The organism is Actinoplanes sp. NPDC024001, assembly GCF_040638955.1.
Classification (GTDB): Bacteria; Actinomycetota; Actinomycetes; order Mycobacteriales; family Micromonosporaceae; genus Actinoplanes.
Window position 1 is genome coordinate 23,998 of the sequence record NZ_JBEZZB010000090.1, and the last position, 18,085, is coordinate 42,082.

The 18,085-nt window shown below is 72.2% G+C and carries 15 protein-coding genes; 9 read left to right on the plus strand and 6 right to left on the minus strand.

Annotated elements, in window-relative coordinates; genetic code table 11:
* Positions 1 to 14 precede the first annotated feature (14 nt).
* From AB0F81_RS30470 to AB0F81_RS30480, 3 genes are all read left to right on the plus strand, one after another.
* Positions 15 to 1,409: a DUF4331 domain-containing protein gene (locus AB0F81_RS30470; RefSeq protein WP_360202764.1), complete on the plus strand. Its 1,395-nt coding sequence runs from the start codon at positions 15 to 17 to the stop codon at positions 1,407 to 1,409.
* On the plus strand, positions 1,406 to 1,765 hold the full coding sequence (locus tag AB0F81_RS30475; protein WP_360202765.1) for a phospholipase: 360 nt from the start codon (positions 1,406 to 1,408) through the stop codon (positions 1,763 to 1,765). The genes AB0F81_RS30470 and AB0F81_RS30475 overlap by 4 nt, the downstream gene beginning before the upstream one ends.
* Before the next feature lie 119 nt (positions 1,766 to 1,884).
* On the plus strand, positions 1,885 to 2,883 hold the full coding sequence (locus tag AB0F81_RS30480) for an AraC family transcriptional regulator (RefSeq protein WP_360202766.1): 999 nt from the start codon (positions 1,885 to 1,887) through the stop codon (positions 2,881 to 2,883).
* A 24-nt stretch (positions 2,884 to 2,907) separates the two neighbouring features.
* Here the strand turns inward: AB0F81_RS30480 and glgC are convergent, their stop codons facing one another.
* Positions 2,908 to 4,140, minus strand: a complete 1,233-nt coding sequence (gene glgC, locus AB0F81_RS30485) for a glucose-1-phosphate adenylyltransferase (RefSeq protein ID WP_360202767.1) — start codon at positions 4,138 to 4,140, stop codon at positions 2,908 to 2,910.
* Between the two features lie 123 nt (positions 4,141 to 4,263).
* Positions 4,264 to 5,775, minus strand: coding sequence for a GGDEF domain-containing protein (locus AB0F81_RS30490; RefSeq protein WP_360202768.1), 1,512 nt, complete (start codon positions 5,773 to 5,775; stop codon positions 4,264 to 4,266).
* Between the two features lie 68 nt (positions 5,776 to 5,843).
* Between AB0F81_RS30490 and glgA the strand changes: the two genes are divergently transcribed.
* From glgA to AB0F81_RS30505, 3 genes are all read left to right on the plus strand, one after another.
* The gene (glgA, locus tag AB0F81_RS30495) at positions 5,844 to 7,049 is read left to right on the plus strand and encodes a glycogen synthase (protein ID WP_360202769.1); all 1,206 of its coding nucleotides are present in this window, start codon (positions 5,844 to 5,846) and stop codon (positions 7,047 to 7,049) included.
* Positions 7,050 to 7,093: 44 nt separating this feature from the next.
* Positions 7,094 to 8,662, plus strand: coding sequence for a family 10 glycosylhydrolase (locus AB0F81_RS30500; RefSeq protein ID WP_360202788.1), 1,569 nt, complete (start codon positions 7,094 to 7,096; stop codon positions 8,660 to 8,662).
* Between the two features lie 99 nt (positions 8,663 to 8,761).
* Positions 8,762 to 9,724 carry a hypothetical protein gene (locus AB0F81_RS30505; protein ID WP_360202770.1) on the plus strand — a complete coding sequence of 321 codons (963 nt, stop codon included), beginning with the start codon at positions 8,762 to 8,764 and terminating at the stop codon, positions 9,722 to 9,724.
* Here the strand turns inward: AB0F81_RS30505 and AB0F81_RS30510 are convergent.
* The gene (locus AB0F81_RS30510) at positions 9,706 to 10,611 is read right to left on the minus strand and encodes an SDR family NAD(P)-dependent oxidoreductase (protein ID WP_360202772.1); all 906 of its coding nucleotides are present in this window, start codon (positions 10,609 to 10,611) and stop codon (positions 9,706 to 9,708) included. The two genes, AB0F81_RS30505 and AB0F81_RS30510, sit on opposite strands and share 19 nt — an antisense overlap.
* 60 nt (positions 10,612 to 10,671) lie before the next feature.
* On the opposite strand from AB0F81_RS30510, the gene AB0F81_RS30515 reads away from it, so the two are divergent.
* Positions 10,672 to 11,601 (plus strand): AraC family transcriptional regulator, encoded by a 930-nt coding sequence (locus AB0F81_RS30515; RefSeq protein ID WP_360202773.1) that lies wholly within the window; start codon positions 10,672 to 10,674, stop codon positions 11,599 to 11,601.
* Here AB0F81_RS30515 and AB0F81_RS30520 read toward each other — a convergent pair.
* Genes AB0F81_RS30520 through AB0F81_RS30530 form a run of 3 tightly spaced genes read right to left on the minus strand, consistent with a single transcriptional unit; the run spans position 11,591 to position 14,527 of the window.
* The gene (locus AB0F81_RS30520; protein ID WP_360202775.1) at positions 11,591 to 13,225 is read right to left on the minus strand and encodes an ABC-F family ATP-binding cassette domain-containing protein; all 1,635 of its coding nucleotides are present in this window, start codon (positions 13,223 to 13,225) and stop codon (positions 11,591 to 11,593) included. The genes AB0F81_RS30515 and AB0F81_RS30520 overlap by 11 nt on opposite strands.
* 25 nt (positions 13,226 to 13,250) lie before the next feature.
* On the minus strand, positions 13,251 to 13,682 hold the full coding sequence (locus AB0F81_RS30525; protein WP_360202777.1) for a PPOX class F420-dependent oxidoreductase: 432 nt from the start codon (positions 13,680 to 13,682) through the stop codon (positions 13,251 to 13,253).
* Between the two features lie 29 nt (positions 13,683 to 13,711).
* Complete coding sequence (locus AB0F81_RS30530; RefSeq protein ID WP_360202778.1) at positions 13,712 to 14,527, minus strand: PhzF family phenazine biosynthesis isomerase; 816 nt, start codon at positions 14,525 to 14,527, stop codon at positions 13,712 to 13,714.
* Between the two features lie 112 nt (positions 14,528 to 14,639).
* Between AB0F81_RS30530 and AB0F81_RS30535 the strand changes: the two genes are divergently transcribed.
* Both AB0F81_RS30535 and AB0F81_RS30540 read left to right on the plus strand, forming a co-directional pair.
* Positions 14,640 to 16,055 carry a sigma 54-interacting transcriptional regulator gene (locus AB0F81_RS30535; RefSeq protein WP_360202780.1) on the plus strand — a complete coding sequence of 472 codons (1,416 nt, stop codon included), beginning with the start codon at positions 14,640 to 14,642 and terminating at the stop codon, positions 16,053 to 16,055.
* Positions 16,056 to 16,058: 3 nt separating this feature from the next.
* A complete protein-coding gene (locus AB0F81_RS30540; RefSeq protein WP_360202782.1) occupies positions 16,059 to 18,008 on the plus strand; it encodes a VWA domain-containing protein in 1,950 nt (649 codons plus the stop codon).
* Positions 18,009 to 18,085: the final 77 nt, after the last annotated feature.

Consider the following 18,085-nt stretch of genomic DNA (forward strand, 5'->3'; position numbering starts at 1 on the left):
TCCCGGAGGAAAAGATGTCTTCCCATCGCGAAGCCCCGGAGATCAGCAAGGACCCGGTGGCCGACAGTTCCGACCTGTACGCCTTCGTCAGCCCCGACGACCCCGACACGGTCACGCTGATCGCCAACTACGTGCCGCTGCAGCTGCCGGCGAGCGGCCCGAACTTCTTCGAGTTCGGCGACGACGTGCTCTACGAGATCCACATCGACGCGAACGGTGACGCCCGCCCCGACGTCACCTATCAGTTCCGGTTCCGTACCGAGCTGCGCAACGACCGGACGTTCCTCTACAACACCGGCCCGATCGAGTCGCTGGACAGCGAGAACTGGAACCGCCGCCAGTTCTACTCGGTCACCAAGGTGGACTCGTCCGGCAAGAGCACGGTGCTCGCCAAGAACCTGCCCTGCCCGCCGTGCAACGTCGGCCCGCTCTCCATCCCCGATTACGAGCAGCTCGCCGCCGACGCCGTGCACAAGCTGAAGACCGGTGAGAAGGTCTTCGCCGGCCAGCGCGCCGACGCGTTCTTCGTCGACCTGGGCGCCATCTTCGACCTGGGCACGCTGCGCCCGTTCCAGGACAAGCACCTGGTCGGGCAGAACCTGTTCAACTACGCCGGAAAGGCGGTCAACGCCACCGACAAGACCAACGTGCACAGCATCGCGATCCAGATCCCGCTGCACATGGTGCGCCGCGACGGCAAGAAGCGGGTCCGCGGCCGCGACGCCGGCGCGGTCATCGGGGTGTGGACCTCGGCCGGCCGCCGCCAGGTGGAGGTCCGCAACGGCGACGGCAGGTCCGGCGACGTGGTGGTCGGGCCGCAGGTGCAGGTGTCCCGGCTCGGCAACCCGCTGTTCAACGAGGTCATCGTTCCGATGGCGGAGAAGGACAGGTGGAACAGCCTGCCGCCGAGCGAGGACAAGCGGTTCGCCGAGTTCGTCGCCACGCCCGAGCTGGGTGCGCTGCTGCCGGTGCTCTACCCGGGCCTGTTCGACAACCTGGCCGCGCTCAACGAGACCAAGGAACCGCGTGCCGACCTGCTGGCGATCCTGCTCACCGGCATCCCGGACGGGCTGATCGACGGCTTCCAGAACAACACCGGTGAGCTGCAGGCCGACATGCTGCGCCTGAACACCGCGATCCCGCCGGCCGCCAAGGAGAACAAGTTCGGCCTGCTCGGCGGTGACCTGGCGGGCTTCCCGAACGGCCGGCGGATCGCCGACGACGTGGTCTCGATCTCGCTGCGGGCCATCGCCGGCGCGACCGTGCCGCTGGTCAACGCCGACTTCGAGCCGGACGCCGCGGCCGCCGCGGTCGAGCAGGGCCTGAGCATCAAGGACTCCAGCGCCAAGCTGCTGAAGAAGTTCCCCTACCTGGGGACGCCGTTCGACGGATTCGGGAACCCCTCATGAGCCACCACCACCATCACCACACCCTCGCTCCGTCGGGGCAGGGCACGGTCATGCTGAACATCGGCGGCCGGATCGGCGCCCTGATCATCGACACCCTGGCGCAGTGGCACGGCCACGAGATCGAGGTCAGCCCGGTCGGGGAGCCCGGTGAGCGTACGCACGCCGCGGTCCGCGCCCGGTTCGTGCGCGGCGGCGTCACCTACTGTGTGGTGCTCGACGCCCTGCCGCAGGGCCGCTACCTGATCTGGCAGGACGCCGCCGAGCCGCTGGCCGAGGTGGAGGTACGCGGCGGCGCGGTCACCATGTTCAGCTGGCCGGCCCACGCCGTTCCGGGCCGGGTGCCGGTCGCGGCCTGACGCGACGGTCCGCCGGGCACGTCCCGGCGGACCGCCCCGTGATCATTCGCCGGATTCGATGAGCGGCGATACCCGATCGGGGTCTGCCCGTGGCCCGTCCCGCGACTAGTGTGGACGCCATGGCGGGCAGCCTGTTCCACGGCGCGGATGTCCCGGTCCATGTCGGACTGCACACCACCGACATGGAGGAGGCGCGGGCGTTCTGCCGCAAGATCTACTACGGTCCGCTGCGGATCGAGCCGGTCGGCGACCCGCGCACCTTCCAGTTCTCCGCCGATGTGGTGCTGCTCGGCCCGATCACCGTCGGCGAGGTGGGGTACGGCACCGACATCCGGGTCACCATCGGGGCGCTGGAGACGTCGTACCACGTGCTGGTGCCGCTCACCGGGATGCTGCGCTCGCGGCACCGCGGCGCGGTCGTCGAGGCCGACCCCACCCGGGCCGTGGTCTACCGGCCGACCGGCGACATCGAGCTGGACTGGCCCGGCACCTGCCGGCTGCTCAGCGTCAAGATCGAGCGCGGCGCCCTGGAACGCGAGCTGGACGCCGCCCTCGACCAGCGGGTGGTCTCGCCGCTCCCGCTCGGCGCCACCTTCGACCTGGTCGACGGCCCCGGCCGGACCTGGGCGGCGATGGTCCGGCTGCTGCTGGCCGAGCTGCGCGACGCCGACGGGCTGGCCAGTCAGCCCCGGATGGCGGCGCGCTGGCGGGACATGGTGGTCAGCGGGCTGGCGCTGACCGTCGAGCATCCGTACGGCGAGGAGCCGGCCGGCCTGCAGGGCCCGCACCGCCCGCGCACCGTGAAACGCGCCCTCGACGTGATGCACGCGGAGCCGTGGCGGCCGTTCACCGTGGGCGACCTCGCCGACGTGGCCGGCGTCGGCGTCCGGGTCCTGCAGGAGTCGTTCCGCCAGCACGTCGGGATGCCGCCGCTCACCTATCTGCGGCGGCTGCGCCTGGACGGGGTGCACGCCGAGCTGTCCCGCTCCGACCCCGGCCAGCTCAGCGTCAGCGAGGTGGCGTACCGGTGGGGTTTCACCCACCTGGGCCGTTTCGCCGGCGCCTACCGGGAGCGGTTCGGCGTCTCCCCGTCCTACACGCTGCGCGGCAGTGACTGAACGGTCGCGGCGCCGGGCGGGTGATTACAGCTCCACCCGCTGGCCCTTGCCGATCACCACCACCCCGTTGTCGCTGACCGTGTAGAGCTTGCGGTCCCGGTCCAGGTCGACGCCGATCTGCGCGCCCTCCGGGATCACCACGTTCTTGTCGATGATCGCGTTGCGGATCACCGCGCGGCGGCCCACCGAGACACCCTCCATGATCACCGCGCCGTCGACGTGCGCCCACGAGTTCACCCGCACGTTCGGGGAGATGATCGAGCGCTCGACCAGGGCGCCGGAGACCACCACACCGGGCGAGATCATCGAGTCGATGGCCCGGCCCTGGCGGTCGTCGTACCCATGCACGAACTTGGCCGGCGGCCAGGAGCCGTAGTTGGTGAAGATGGGCCAGTCGTGGTTGTAGAGGTTGAAGATCGGCAGGGTGGCGATCAGATCCTGGTGGGCCTCGTAGAACGAGTCCAGCGTCCCCACGTCCCGCCAGTAACCGCGGTCGCGCTCGGTGCTGCCCGGCACGTCGTTGTCGCGGAAGTCGTAGACGTTCGCCTCGCCGCGCTCGACCAGCATGGGGATGATGTTGCCGCCCATGTCGTGCTTGCTGTCCGGGTTCTGCGCGTCGGCGGAGACGGCCTCGCACAGCGCCCGGGTGGTGAACACGTAGTTGCCCATCGAGGCGTAGACCTCGTCGGGGGAGTCGGCCAGGCCGACCGCGTCGCGCGGCTTCTCCCGGAATGCCTGGATCTTCTTGCCGTCCGGCCCGACCTCGATCACGCCGAACTGGTCGGCCAGCGACAGCGGCTGGCGGATGCCGGCGACGGTCACCGCGGCGCCCGAGGCGATGTGGTCGTTGACCATCTGCTTCGGGTCCATCCGGTAGATGTGGTCGGCGCCGAAGACGATCACGTAGTCGGGGGACTCGTCATTGATCAGGTTGAGACTCTGGTAGATCGCGTCGGCCGAGCCGGCGAACCATCGTGGGCCGAGCCGCTGCTGGGCCGGCACCGGAGTGACGTAGTTGCCCAGCAGCGTCGACATCCGCCACGTCTTGGAGATGTGCCGGTCGAGGGAGTGCGACTTGTACTGCGTCAGCACGACGATCTTGAGATACCCCGCGTTGGCGAGGTTGGACAGGACGAAATCGATCATGCGGTAGATGCCGCCGAACGGGACGCCGGGTTTGGCCCGGTCCGCCGTCAGGGGCATCAGGCGCTTGCCTTCTCCACCAGCCAGAACGATCGCAAGCACCTTGACAGCCATGGGAAGGACGCTAATGTTCCGGCCGCCCGTTCGCCACCCGAAAGGGCGGTTCGAAATATCTTGCTCGCGCTGCCATGATCTTACTGATCATGCCGCCGCTCGTCCTCCCGTTCGGGCCGGCGCTCATGCCGGCGCGAAGCGGTAGCACGCCCGGCCGGCGCCCTTCGCGGCGTAGAGCGCCGTGTCCGCGTCGTGCAGGGCCCGCGCCACCGATCCGACGTTGTCCAGATCGAGCACGCCCAGGCTGGCCGAGACCCGCACCGGGTGCCCGCTGACCGTGCGGGCGAGCGAGGCGACCCGCAGCAGCGCCTCGGTCCGCTCCCGGACCACCGCGGCCGGCGCCGGGCCGAGCACCACCGCGAACTCGTCCCCGCCGAGCCGGGCCACCAGGCCGTCCGGGACCACCGAGCGGAAGTCGCCGCCGAGCGCGACCAGCAACTCGTCGCCGACCGGATGCCCCAGGCTGTCGTTGACCTGCTTGAACCCGTCCAGATCGAGCAGCACGAGCCAGCCGCGGTCACCGGCCGGCCGGGCCGTCGCGGCCTCCAGCGCCGCGGTCAGCGCGGCCCGGTTGCCGAGCCCGGTCAGCGAGTCGTGGGTGGCCCGGTGCTCCAGCTCGGCGCGCAGCACGTCCTGCTGCCGCAGGGCGGCGTCGAGCGCCTCCGCCCGCCGCTGGACCAGCCCGCCGAGCACCCCCATCCGGACCACGAGCAGCACGGAGAGCGCGGCGGACAGCAGCACCGGCAGGACGGTCGTGGTGGACCCCGGGCGGAAGCCGCCGGAGAGCATCGGGCAGGCGACGGCGAGCAGGACGAACACGACGAGCCGCACCCGCGACATCCGCCCGTCGGTGCTGCGCGCGACCGCGGGTGTGGCCATCGCCGGGTGCAGCGCCGCCGCGCCGATCAGCACCGAGCCGAACACCCAGAAGACGTCCTGCAGCTCGGTGATCCGCAGCCCGGCCAGCACGCCCGGGTCCCAGCCGTAGACGTTGCGCCCGGCCTGCGCGGTGGTGAACACCACGTCCCCGACGATCTGCACCAGCGTGCCGCCGAGCATCAGCCGTTCCGCGACGCTGCGCCGGCCCGCGGCCAGCACCACCATCCCGGCCAGCGAGATGCGGATCAGGTCGAGCACCTCGTACGTGCCGAACAGCAGCACGGCCGGGACGTCGCCGCCGTGCCGGACCAGGAACGGCTCGGCCGCGACGGTCCAGGTGACCCCGGCCATCGCGACGAAGACGATCAGCCCGTCGAGCACGTCGGCGCGGCGCTGCACCGGCGGGATGTGCCGCCCGGCGAGCACCAGCAGGGCCGCGGCCGAGAACCCGAACGCCAGGAAGAACAGCAGGTCGTCGAAGGTCTCGGTGGGGATGTCGGGCCGCCGCCCGGCGAAGCCGATCCGCCACCACGCCTGAGCGGCGGCGTAGCAGCCGAGGGCGGCCGCCGCCAGCCACCAGAACACCGGCCGGGCCGGCCGGTGGCGGTACAGGCCGTAGAGCACCGCGAGCACGGCGGAGACCTGCAGCACCGTGGCGCCGGCGACCGCCCACCGCTGGCTGAACATGGTGGCCGCGGTGACCGCCGCGCCGGCCGACAGGTAGGCCGGCCATGCGCGATTCCCGAGCCGATTCACGTACCCGCTTATCGTCCGGTCGGAGCGCGACTTGAACGGCCGGCCGCCGGGCCGACTATCCTGCGGGCGTGGCCGACTTTCCCGCGCTCCGTGCCGACCTGCTGACCCGTGAGTACCCGCCGGAGGTGTACGGCGGCGCCGGCGTCCACCTGGAGTACCTCTCCCGGGACCTGCGCCGGCTCGCCGAGGTGCGGGTGCACTGCTTCGGCGCCGAGCGCGACGAGCCCGGCGTCACGGCGTACCCGGAACCCGCCGAACTGGCCGGCGCGAACGCGGCGCTGCGCACCATGGGGGTGAACCTGGCGATGGCGTCCGGCTGTGCCGGCGCCGACGTGGTGCACAGCCACACCTGGTACGCGAACTTCGCCGGGCACACCGCGAAACTGCTGCACGGCGTCCCGCACGTGATGACCACGCACAGCCTGGAGCCGCTGCGCCCGTGGAAGGCCGAGCAGCTCGGCGGCGGGTACGCGCTGTCCTCGTTCTGCGAGCGGACCGCGATCGAGCACGCCGACGCGATCATCGCGGTCTCCGGCGGGATGCGCCGCGACGTGCTGAAGGCGTACCCCTCGGTGGACCCGGACCGGATCCACGTGGTCTACAACGGCATCGACACCGAGCTGTACTCGCCCGACCACGGCACCGACGTCGTCGACCGGCTCGGCATCGACCGCAGCCGGCCGAGCGTCGTCTTCGTCGGCCGGATCACCCGGCAGAAGGGCCTGCCCTACCTGATGCGGGCCTGCCAGGACCTGCCCGCCGACGCCCAGATCATCCTGCTCGCCGGCGCCCCGGACACGCCGGAGATCGCCGCCGAGGTCGAGGCCCTGGCCCGGGACCTGCGCGCGGCCCGCGACGAGCACGGCGTGATCTGGGTGCAGGAGATGCTGCCCAAGCAGGAGGTCATCCAGGTCCTCACGCACGCCACGGTCTTCGTCTGCCCGTCGGTCTACGAGCCGATGGGCATCGTCAACCTGGAGGCGATGGCCTGCGAGACCGCGGTGGTCGCCACCGCGACCGGCGGCATCCCGGAGGTGGTCGCGGACGGCGAGACCGGCCTGCTGGTGCCGATCGAGCAGGTCGAGGACGGCACCGGCACCCCGGTGCACCCGGAGAAGTTCGTCGCCGACCTGGCCGCCACGCTGACCCGGGTGCTGCGTGACCCGCAGCTGGCCGAGGCGATGGGCAAGGCCGGGCGCCGGCGCGCCGTGGAGCACTTCAGCTGGGCCCGGATCGCCGAGGACACCCTCGAGGTCTACCGGTCGGTGCTGTGACCTTGCTTCGCCGGCCCCCCGTACAGATCGCCCTGTTGACCTCCGTGGTGCTGCTGGTCGTGGCGGTGCTCGGCCTCGGACTGCTGCGGGCCGCCCTCTTCGAGCCGGCCGCGGTGCGCGACGACGCCGTGCCGGTCGTCGAGGCGCCGGCGCAGACGGAGGCCGGGCAGTGCGGGACCCAGCCGGTGCGCGCCAACCGCGAACTGCGCGGCATGTGGCTGACCACGGTCTACAACATCGACTTCCCGAGCAAGCCGGGGCTGTCCGAGGCGCAGGTCAGGGCCGAGTACCTGAAGTGGCTGGACCTGGCCGTCGCGCAGCACCACAACGCGATCTTCGTGCACGTCCGGCCGAGCGGCGACGCGTTCTGGCCGTCGAAGTTCGCCCCGTGGTCGAACTTCCTCACCGGCAGGCTCGACGGCTCCGACCCTGGCTGGGACCCGATGGCGTTCATGGTCGACGAGGCGCACAAGAGGAACCTGGAGTTCCACGCCTGGTTCAACCCGTACCGGGGGACCCAGCCGGCGCCCGCCGGCGCGGGCGCCGACCTGACCAAGCTGGCGCCGAACCATCCGCTGCGCACCCACCCGGAGTGGCGCATCGCCTACCCGACCGGCAAGACCAGCCGGCTCTACTTCGATCCGGGCATCCCGGAGGCGCGCAAGTTCGTCGAGGACTCGATGCTGGAGGCGGTCCAGAAGTACGACGTCGACGGCGTGCACTTCGACGACTTCTTCTACCCGTACCCGGAGAAGGGCGAGGACTTCCCCGACAGCGCGTCGTACGCGAAGTACGGCGCCGGCAAGTCGAAGGCCGACTGGCGCCGGGAGAACGTGAACACCCTGATCCGCGAGATGCAGCAGCGGATCCGGCAGATCAAGCCGTGGGTGAAGTTCGGCATCAGCCCGTTCGGCATCTGGCGCAACGGCGGCGAGGGCTCCGACACCAAGGGCCTGGAGAGCTACAGCGCGATCTACGCCGACACCCGGCGCTGGGTCCGCGAGGGCTGGCTCGACTACATCGTGCCCCAGCTGTACTGGACGATCGGCTTCGACAAGGCCGACTACGCCAAGGTGCTGCCCTGGTGGGTGCGCACGGTCAAGGGCACGAACGTGCAGCTCTACATCGGCATGGCCGACTACCGGATCGGCGAGAAGGGCGACTGGAGCGATCCCGCCGAGCTGGACCGGCAGATGCAGCTCAACGACAAGCACGGCATCCAGGGCCAGATCCACTTCAGCGCCAAGCAGATCCGCGGCAACAAGCTGGGCGCGGTGGAGCGGTACCGCAGCCGGCACTACGCCTCGCCGGCCCTGCCGCCACGGATGGCCCACCTGCCGGCCCAGCCGCCCGCCGCGCCGAGCATCACCGGCGCCGAACGCGCCGCCGACGGCTCGATCGTCATCACGACGGCGCCGGGTGGGCAGGCCACCAGCTGGGCCCTCTACCGTACGGGTCCCGACGGCGCCGCCCTGGTGTCGACCGGCCGCACGGGCACCGCGGTGAGGGACCCGAAGCCGCCCTCCGGCACGGTCACCTACTGCCTGAGCGGCCTCGACCGCTCCGCCAACGAGGGCCCGCTGAGCGCGCCCTTCACCACCACCGGCCCGTGACGCCCGGCAGCGTCGGCATCGAGACATCGGGAAGCGTTGCGATCCGCTGTCCAGCAGAATCCGTCGCATGTCTGCACACGTCGTCACCCGGAGGCCCTGATGGCCGCCGCGAAGCGCCGGACCGGCTCGTCCAAGACCCACTACGTCTACCTGTTCCGTGACCCCGACACGGCCCGCATCCGGTATGTCGGGAAGGGAACCGGCAACCGGCTCCCCGGCTGGCTCAAGGCGGCTTCGGAGATCGAATCCGAGGCGGAACGCCGGCCGCTGAAACGGTGGATCGAGGAGTTGCGCGAGACCGGCCGGGAGCCGCTCGTGGAGACCATCCCCGCGGCGGACGACGAGATGGCTCAGGGCATGGAAGCAGCCCTGATCTCGGCGCTGTGGGATCAGGACATCTTCAACAAGGTGCACGGCAACCTGCGCAGATTCACACCGACGGGGCTGCCCGAGTCGTTGGGTGGACGTCGATACGAGCCGGCCCTGACCCGGCAGGAGGTGGCAGCCGCCGGCGGCGCCATCGTCGTGCGGGTGTCACCGAAACCACTGGACGGCGGGGAACGCCGGGGCACCTGGCCCAGGATGCCCCGGGACGCCGACCAGAGCGACAAGTTCCTCGACGACGTGATCTGGCAGTTGGAGAAGTGGTGGGCCCTCGACCGCTATCTACCACAGTGGACCGACCAGCCGAGCCGCGCGCCGAAGTTTCTGCTCGGCCTGGCGGGCAGCCCTCGGCGGTTGTGGGTCTACGGATCTCTGCGCATCGACAACAAGCGCTGGCGGCGCGTCCTCGACGGTGGATCGGATCCGGACCACACCGGCCGGCCCGAGGTGCCGTGGCGTGACGGCGCCCTGGTCCGGGTCCCGTGGAAGTACCCGTCGCGGAAGACCACCAAGGCCGCGGCATTGGACGGCGGCAGGTTCCGCGGCCGGCTGGCCGGCGTGCAGCAGTTCGGGGGCCGGATCCTCGACGCCGGCGGGACGCGGCGAGCCTTCGGTTCGTGGCGGGAGCAATTGTTCGACGTCGTCCCGCCGGTGGACGCTCAGGAAGCCGGCGGCTGACCGCCCAGCGCGCCCACCGCGAGGCTCCAGAGCCGGTCGGCGGCCTGCGGGTCGACCGACCACTCGGCGACGCCGTGCTGCAGGCCGGTGCCGCCCGGCACCACCGGGGCCTCCTGGTTGTCCTCGTCGAAGTAGCGGCCGGTCACGCCGGCCAGCAGCGGCGACGCGGCCAGCATCACCGAGGCGGCAGCGCCCTGCTCGGGGGTCTTGAAGTTCTCCGGGTGCAGCAGGTTGCCGTCGTCGTCCATGGCGCCCATCGACTGCATCGTCGGCGCGTCCAGGTGGCGCTGCAGGGCGGTGTGGATGCGGCCCGGCGCGAGGGCGTTGGCGGTGATCCCGTCGGCCGCCCAGCGCTTGGCGAGGGCGACCGCGAGCAGCACGTCCGCGGTCTTGGACTGGCCGTAGGCGACCCACGGCTCGTAGGCGCGGCGCTCGAAGTGCGGGTCGTCGAAGTCGACGCCGGAGATCAGCTGGGCGCCCGAGCTGACCATGACCACCCGGGCGCCGCCGGCCGCCCGCAGGTGCTCGTGCAAGCCGGTGATCAGGGCGAAGTGGCCGAGGAAGTTGGTGGCGAGCTGCAGTTCCCAGCCGTTGGCGGCGAGCCGGCGGGTGGGCAGCGCCATGATCCCGGCGTTGGCGACCACGGCGTGCAGCGGGCCCGTCCAGCGCTCGGTGTAGGCCCGCACCGAGGCAGGGTCGGCCAGGTCGATCTCCCGGCGGGTGAGCCCGACGACCTCGGCACCCGCATCGGTGAGGGCATGCGCGGTCGCGGCGCCGAGCCCGGAGGCGCTGCCGGTGACGAGGATGCGGCGACCGGTCAGGTCGACGTCGCGCAGGACCTCGGCGGCGGTGGTGGCGGCGGTGAACGGAGTGGTGAAGCGTGTCATGTGAGCAACCGTACGAGCGCGAACCTGGACTCAGAATGCTGTCGCGTCCAGGATTGTTGCGTGAGCGTCCAGCATGTTGATCCGCTTGAGGATGTCCTCGCCCTCGTCGGCACGACCAGCCGGTTCTCCGTCTCGTTCGAGGCCGGCGGCGACTGGGCGGTCGCCTTCGAGGCGCCGCCGGCGGTGAAGTTCAACGCGGTCCGGCGCGGGCACGCGGTGCTCACCGTCGACGGGGTGCCCGAACCGATCGCCCTCGGCCCGGGGGACTGCTTCCTGCTGGTGCAGCCGCGCCTGTTCGTCCTGGCCAGCGGGCCGGGGGTGACGCCGCAGCCGGCCGGGCCGATCTTCGAGGCGGCCGAGAACGGCGTGGCCCGTACCGGCGCCGGCGGCGACTTCTTCAGCATCGGCGGCCGCTTCGACTTCGGCGACCGGGCCCGTGAGCTGCTGCTCGACGCGCTGCCGCCGGTGATCCGGGTGCCCGGCTCGGCGCCCACCGCGGCCACGCTGCGCTGGGCGCTGGACCAGATCGACACCGAGCTGCGGGACCGCCCGCTCGGCGCGTCCCTGGTCGCCGAGCACCTCGCGGTGGTGATGCTGATCCACATGCTGCGGCTGCACCTGGCCGGCGGGGCCGGCACCGGGCCGGGCTGGCTGAGCGGGCTCTCCGACCCGGTGGTCGCGCCGGCTCTGCGCGCCATGCACGCCCGGCCGGCCGAGCCGTGGACGGTGGCCGACCTGGCCCGGGTGGCAGCGGTGTCCCGGTCCACCCTCGCTGCCCGGTTCCGGCAGTCGGTCGGGCGTGGCCCGCTCGACTACCTGACCGACTGGCGCATCGAGCTGGCCGCCGGCCGGCTGCGCCGCGGCGACGGCGTGGCGAGCATCGCGCGCAGCGTCGGGTACAGCTCGGAGAGCGCGCTGAGCAACGCCTTCAAACGGGTCACCGGCAGTTCCCCGCGCGACTACCGCCGCCGGTACGAGCTCAGCCGGTGACCTTGCCGTCGGCGACCTCCAGGTGCCGGTCGGTGTGCACCGCCTCCAGCATCCGCCGGTCGTGCGTGACCAGCAGCAGCGTGCCGGTGTAACCGCTCAGCGCCGACTCCAGCTGCTCGATGGCCGGCAGGTCCAGGTGGTTCGTCGGCTCGTCCAGGACCAGCAGGTTCACCCCGCGCGCCTGCAGCAGCGCCAGCGCCGCCCGGGTCCGCTCGCCCGGCGACAGCGACGCGGCCGGGCGCAGCACGTGTGCCGCCTTCAGGCCGAACTTGGCGAGCAGCGTCCGCACGTCCGGGTCGTTCCAGTCCGGCACCGCGGCGCCGAAGGCCCGGACCAGCGGCTCGTCGCCGAGGAACAGCCCGCGCGCCTGGTCGACCTCACCGACCACCACGCCGGGGCCGAGATGGCGGCTGCCCTCGTCCAGGTCGGCGCGCCCGAGCAGGGCGGCGAGCAGCGTGGACTTGCCGGCGCCGTTGGCGCCGGTGATCGCCACCCGGTCGGCCCAGTCGATCTGCAGCGTCACCGGGCCCAGGGTGAAGTCGCCGCGGCGCACGACCGCGTCGCGCAGGGTCGCCACCACCGCGCCGGCGCGGGGCGCGGTGGCGATCTCCATCCGCAGCTCCCACTCCTTGCGCGGTTCCTCGACCACCTCCAGGCGCTCGATCATCCGCTCGGTCTGCCGGGCCTTCGCGGCCTGCTTCTCGCTGGTCTCGCCACGGAACGCCTTGACGTTCTTGTCGTTGTCGGTGGCCTTGCGGCGGGCGTTGCGCACACCCTTGTCCATCCAGGCGCGCTGCGTCCGGGCGCGTTCCAGCAGGTCTTCCTTCTTCTCCGCGTACTCCTCGTACTGCTCGCGGGCGTGTGAGCGGGCGCGGGCGCGTTCCTCCAGGTAGGAGGTGTAGCCGCCGCCGTACAGGTGGATCTGCTGCTGGGCCAGGTCCAGCTCCAGGACCTTGGTGACGGTGCGGGTGAGGAACTCGCGGTCGTGGCTGACCAGCACGGCGCCGGCGCGCAGCCCGGCCACGAAGGCCTCCAGCCGGGCCAGCCCGTCCAGGTCCAGGTCGTTGGTCGGCTCGTCCAGCAGGTACAGGTCGTAGCGGCTGAGCAGCAGCGACGCCATGCCGGCGCGGGCCGCCTGCCCGCCGGAGAGGGCGGTCATCGGCAGGTCCAGCAGGCCGGTGAGACCGATCTCCTGAGCCGTCTGCTCGGCGCGTTCCTCCAGGTCGGCGCCGCCGAGGTCGAGCCAGCGTTCGAGCGCCGCCGCATACCGGTCGTCGGCGCCGGCCGTGCCGGCCGCGAGTTCCTCGGCGGCGGCGTCCATCGCCGCCTGCGCGGCGCCCACCCCGGTGCGCCGGGCCAGGAAGTCGCGCACCGACTCCCCGGCGCGCCGCTCCCGCTCCTGCGGCAGATATCCGACGTTGGCGGTGGGCGGGCTGAGCGCGACACTCCCGCTCTCCACCGGGAGCAGACCCGCGAGGGTACGCAGGAGCGTCGTCTTGCCCGCCCCGTTCGCCCCCACCAGCCCGATCACGTCACCCGGCGCGACCACCAGGTCCAGGCCGGAGAAGAGGACTCGGTCGCCGTGCCCCGCGGCGAGTTCCCGGGCGATCATCGTGGCGCTCATCAGGGGCAATCCTAGGCGGCGCCGGTCAGCGCAGGCTCGCCCCGTAGACGTGGTCGACGGTCATCGTCATTAGCACCCGGCGGTCGGCGACCATCACCGACCGGTACTCGTCCCAGTCCGGGTGCTCGCCGGCCGCCCGCCGGTAGTAGTCGACCAGCGCCTCCACCTCCGGGCCGTGCGGGTCGGTGGCCGGGCCGGTGAGCGTGGCGATCCCCTCGGCGGTCGCCCACGACCAGCCGTCCTTGCTGGTCACCTCCAGGGTGGCCCGGGGATCACGGCGCAGGTTGGCGGTCTTGGCCCGCCCCTCGGTGATCGAGACCATGATCACCCCGGCCTCCCGGTCGTAGTGGTGCGTGACCGGCGAGAGCTGGGGGCGCCCGTCCGCCTTGATCGTGGCGAGGACACCGAGCCGCATCTCCGCGAGCAGCGCGCGCGGATCGAAGGTGGTAGCCGTCATGCCTGTTGCCAAGTCCCGCCCCGGCCGGCCTATTCCACGATCGGGACCGCGTTTCCGCTGACCCGCACGCCCGGCTCGCCGGCCACCAGGCGGACCGTCAGCCGGCTCGGGCGGCCCAGGTCGTCGCCCTGGCGCAGCGCGACCGTGGCGTCCGGCCCGACGACGCCCAGCTCACGCAGATAGGCGCCGAAGGCCGCGGCGGCCGCGCCGGTGGCCGGGTCCTCGTAGACGCCGCCGACCGGGAACGGGTCGCGCACGTCGAACGACGCCGGGCCGGTGCGGTGCACCAGCTGCACGGTGGTCCAGCCGCGCTCGGTCATCAGCGCTTTCAGCGCCGGCACGTCGTAGTCCAGGTCGGCGAGGCGCTGCCGGCTGGTCACGGCCAGGACCGGGTGGTACGCGCCGGCGTACGCGATCCGTGGCGGCAGGGCCGGGTCCAGGTCGTCCGTGGCCCAGCGCAGGGCCGCCAGCAGGGCGGTCAGCTCGTCGTCCGGCAGCTCGCTGACGGCCGGCGGCACACTCGTCAACGTCGCCACCCCGTCGGCGACGGCGACCGGGACCTCGCCGGCGTTCGTCACGAACAGGTGGTCGCCGGGGCCGAGCGCGACAGCCGTGGCCACCGTGGCGTGCCCGCAGAACGGCACCTCGGCGAGCGGGCTGAAATACCGCACTCGGTACGCCGCACCGCGCCGCCCCGTCACGAACGCCGTCTCCGAGTAGCCGAGCTCGGCCGCGATCGCCAGCATCTTCGCGTCGTCGAGCTGGGCCGCGTCCAGAACCACACCGGCCGGGTTGCCGCCGGCCGGATCGTCGCTGAAGGCCACGTACCGCTGAATCTCCGTCATGGGGTGAGCGTGCCGCGCGGCACCCGGCCCGGGCGAGAGCCAATCTCGCGGGCCTGGATGTGTCGGCCCACACAATCGTGGTTTGTCATATCTCCGGAGTAGCGTTCTTGCGGTGACAGAGGCGATCACACCCAACCCACCCGCCGACCTGCCGCGCACCGTGGGCGAGCTGCGTGCCACCGGGCACGAGTTCCGCACGGTCAAGGAAGAGCTGCGCGACAACCTTCTTCGCAAGCTGAGCGCGGGCGAGCCGCGCTTCCCCGGGATCGTGGGCTATGAGGACACCGTGCTCCCCGAGGTGGAGCGGGCCCTGCTGGCCGGCCACGACATGGTGCTGCTCGGTGAGCGGGGCCAGGGCAAGACCCGGCTGATCCGGGCGCTGGCCGGGCTGCTCGACGAGTGGACCCCGTTCATCACCGGGTCGGAGCTGCGCGAGCATCCGTACCATCCGCTGACACCCGCCGCCCGGCGGCTGGCCGCCGAGAGCGGCGACCTGCTGCCGATCTCCTGGCTGCACCGCTCCGAGCGCTATGGGGAGAAGCTGGCCACTCCGGACACCAGCGTCGGTGACCTGATCGGCGACGTCGACCCGATCAAGGTGGCCGAGGGCCGGGCCCTCGGTGATCCGGAGACGATCCACTTCGGCCTGGTGCCCCGGACGAACCGGGGCATCTTCGCGGTCAACGAGCTGCCCGACCTGGCCGAGCGCATCCAGGTCTCGCTGCTCAACGTGCTGGAGGAGCGCGACATCCAGGTCCGCGGCTATCAGCTGCGCCTGCCGCTCGACCTGCTGCTGGTCGCCTCGGCCAACCCGGAGGACTACACCAACCGGGGCCGCATCATCACCCCGCTCAAGGACCGCTTCGGCGCCGAGATCCGCACCCACTACCCGGTCGACCTGGAGCTGGAGACCGCGCTGATCCGGCAGGAGGCGGCCCTGGTCGCGTCGCTGCCGGAGCACCTGGTCGAGGTGCTCGCCCGCTACACCCGGGCGGTGCGCGAGTCGCCGTCGGTGGACGCGCGCTCCGGCGTCTCGGCCCGCTTCGCGATCGCGGCGGCCGAGACGGTCGCCGCTTCCGCGCTGCGCCGGGCCGGGCTGCGCGGGGAGCGGGAGGCGGTGGCCCGCGTCTGCGACACGGTCTCGGTCACCTCGACGCTGCGCGGCAAGGTCGAGTTCGAGAGCGGTGAGGAGGGCCGGGAGACCGAGATCCTGGCGCACCTGCTGCGGGTGGCGACGGCCGAGACGTTCCGGGCCCGGCTCGCCGGGCTGGACCTGTCCGGCTTCACCGACCTGGTCGCCGAGGGCGCGATCATCGAGACCGGTGAGATGGTCAGCGCGGAGGAGCTGCTCGCGCAGATCGGCACGGTGCCCGGCCTGGCCAAGGTGCTCGACCGGCTCGGGCTCGGCGACGCGCCCAGCCCCGGGCAGGCGGCCTCGGGCATCGAGTTCGCCCTGGAGGGGCTGCACCTGACCCGGCGGCTGGCCAAGGAGCTGACCGACGACGGCCGCACCATCTACGGGAGCTGAGCGGTGAGCCGCAACGTCTTTCGCTACGGGGCCTGGCGGGACGGGCCGGATCCGCTCGCCCCGCCGTACGACGTTCGTGCCGCCGTCGACGAGATGGGGGAGCGGGTCCTGGCCGGCGACAGCCTGCGGGACGCGCTGCGTGACCTGATCCGCCGGGGGCCGCGCGACGGCCGCGGGCTGGACGCGCTGCGTGAGCGGGCCCGCCGGCTGCGGCGCGACGCGCTGCGCCGGGGCAACCTGGACGGCGCGGTGACCCGGGCGCGGCAGATGCTCGACCAGGCGCTCGCCGCGGAGCGGGACGCCCTCGCGGCCCGTGACGACGAGGCGGCCCGGTTCAACGAGGCGGTCCTGGACAGCCTGCCCCGCTCCACATCCCAGGCGATCTCGGAGCTGTCCTCCTATGAGTGGGCGTCCGAGGAGGCTCGGGCCATCTATCAGCAGATCCTTGACGGACTGCGGGAAGAGATCGTCTCGCAGCGCTTCGCGGGCATGCGGCAAGCCTTGCAGCAGGGCGACATGTCCGAGATATCGGAAATGCTGGGTGATCTGAACGAGTTGCTGGCCCGTCATGCCCGCGGCGAGGACACCGGCGACGCGTTCCGTGACTTCATGGCCAAGCACGGCCGGTTCTTCCCGGACAACCCGCGCAACGTCGACGAGCTGATCGACTCGCTGGCCCGGCAGGCCGCGGCCGCCGAGCGGCTGCTGCGCTCGCTCAGCCCGCAGCAGCGCGAAGAGCTGGAACGCCTGATGGAGCAGGCCCTCGGCGACGGCCCGCTGCGCGGGCAGCTCGCCCAGCTCACCGACAACCTGCGAGGGCTGCGCCCCAACCTCAACTGGGGCCGCGGCGAGCGGATGCGCGGCCCCGGCGATCTGGGGTACGGCGACGCCGCCTCCGCGCTCGGCGAGATCGCCGACCTGGACGAGCTGATCGAGCAGCTGGACCAGGACCATCCCGGCGCCACCCTCGACGACGTCGACGTGGAGGCGGTGGAACGCCAGCTCGGCCGGGGCGCCGCCGACGACCTGCGCCGGCTGCGCGAGCTGGAGCGGGAGCTGCGCCGCCAGGGCTGGGTGCAGCGCGACGCGGAAGGACTCACGCTCGCCCCGAAAGCGCTGCGCCGGCTCGGCCAGACCGCCCTGTCGAAGATCTTCCACGACATCGCCGGCAAACGCGGCCAGCACGACATGCGCGACGCGGGCGCGGCCGGTGACCTGATCGGCTCGTCGCGGCGCTGGGAGTTCGGCGACGACCAGCCGCTCGACGTGGTCCGCACGATCGGCAACGCGGTCCGCCGCCGGGCCGCCGGGGGGATCGGCACCCTCCCGGTGCGTCTCGCCCCGGACGATTTCGAGGTCGCCGAGACCGAGCGCCGCGCCTCGGCCGCCGTGGCGCTCTGCGTCGACCTGTCCTACTCGATGTTCGCCGACGGCCGCTGGGGCCCGATGAAACAGACGGCCCTGGCCCTGTCGCATCTGGTGGCAACGAAATTCCCGCAGGACGCGCTGCAGATCGTCGGCTTCGGCAAATACGCGCAGACGCTGTCGCAGGGCGAGCTGGCCGCGATCGAGCCGACGATCGAGAAAGGCACCAACCTGCAGCACGCCCTCAAACTGGCCGGCCGTCACCTGCGCCGCCATCCCGGCGCCGAGCCGGTGGTCCTGGTGGTGACCGACGGCGAACCCACCGCCCACCTGGAGGACGACGGCGAGGCCGTCTTCTGGTGGCCCCCGCTGACCGAGACGATCCAGGCCACCGTCCGCGAGGTCGACCAGCTGACCCGCTACGGCGCCACCCTGAACGTCTTCATGCTCGGCGAGGACCCGGGCCTGCAACGCTTCGTCGGCGCGGTCGCCAAACGCAACGGCGGCCGCGTCTTCAGCCCCGACGCGGAGGACCTCGGCCGCTACGTCATCGACGACTACGTCCGGGCCCGCCGCGGGCGCCGCTGACCGGCCGCCCACCGCTCCGCCCGCGCCCGCGCGGTTGCGCTCGCGCCCCAGCCGGCGCCTGGGTCGCTGCGGCCCGG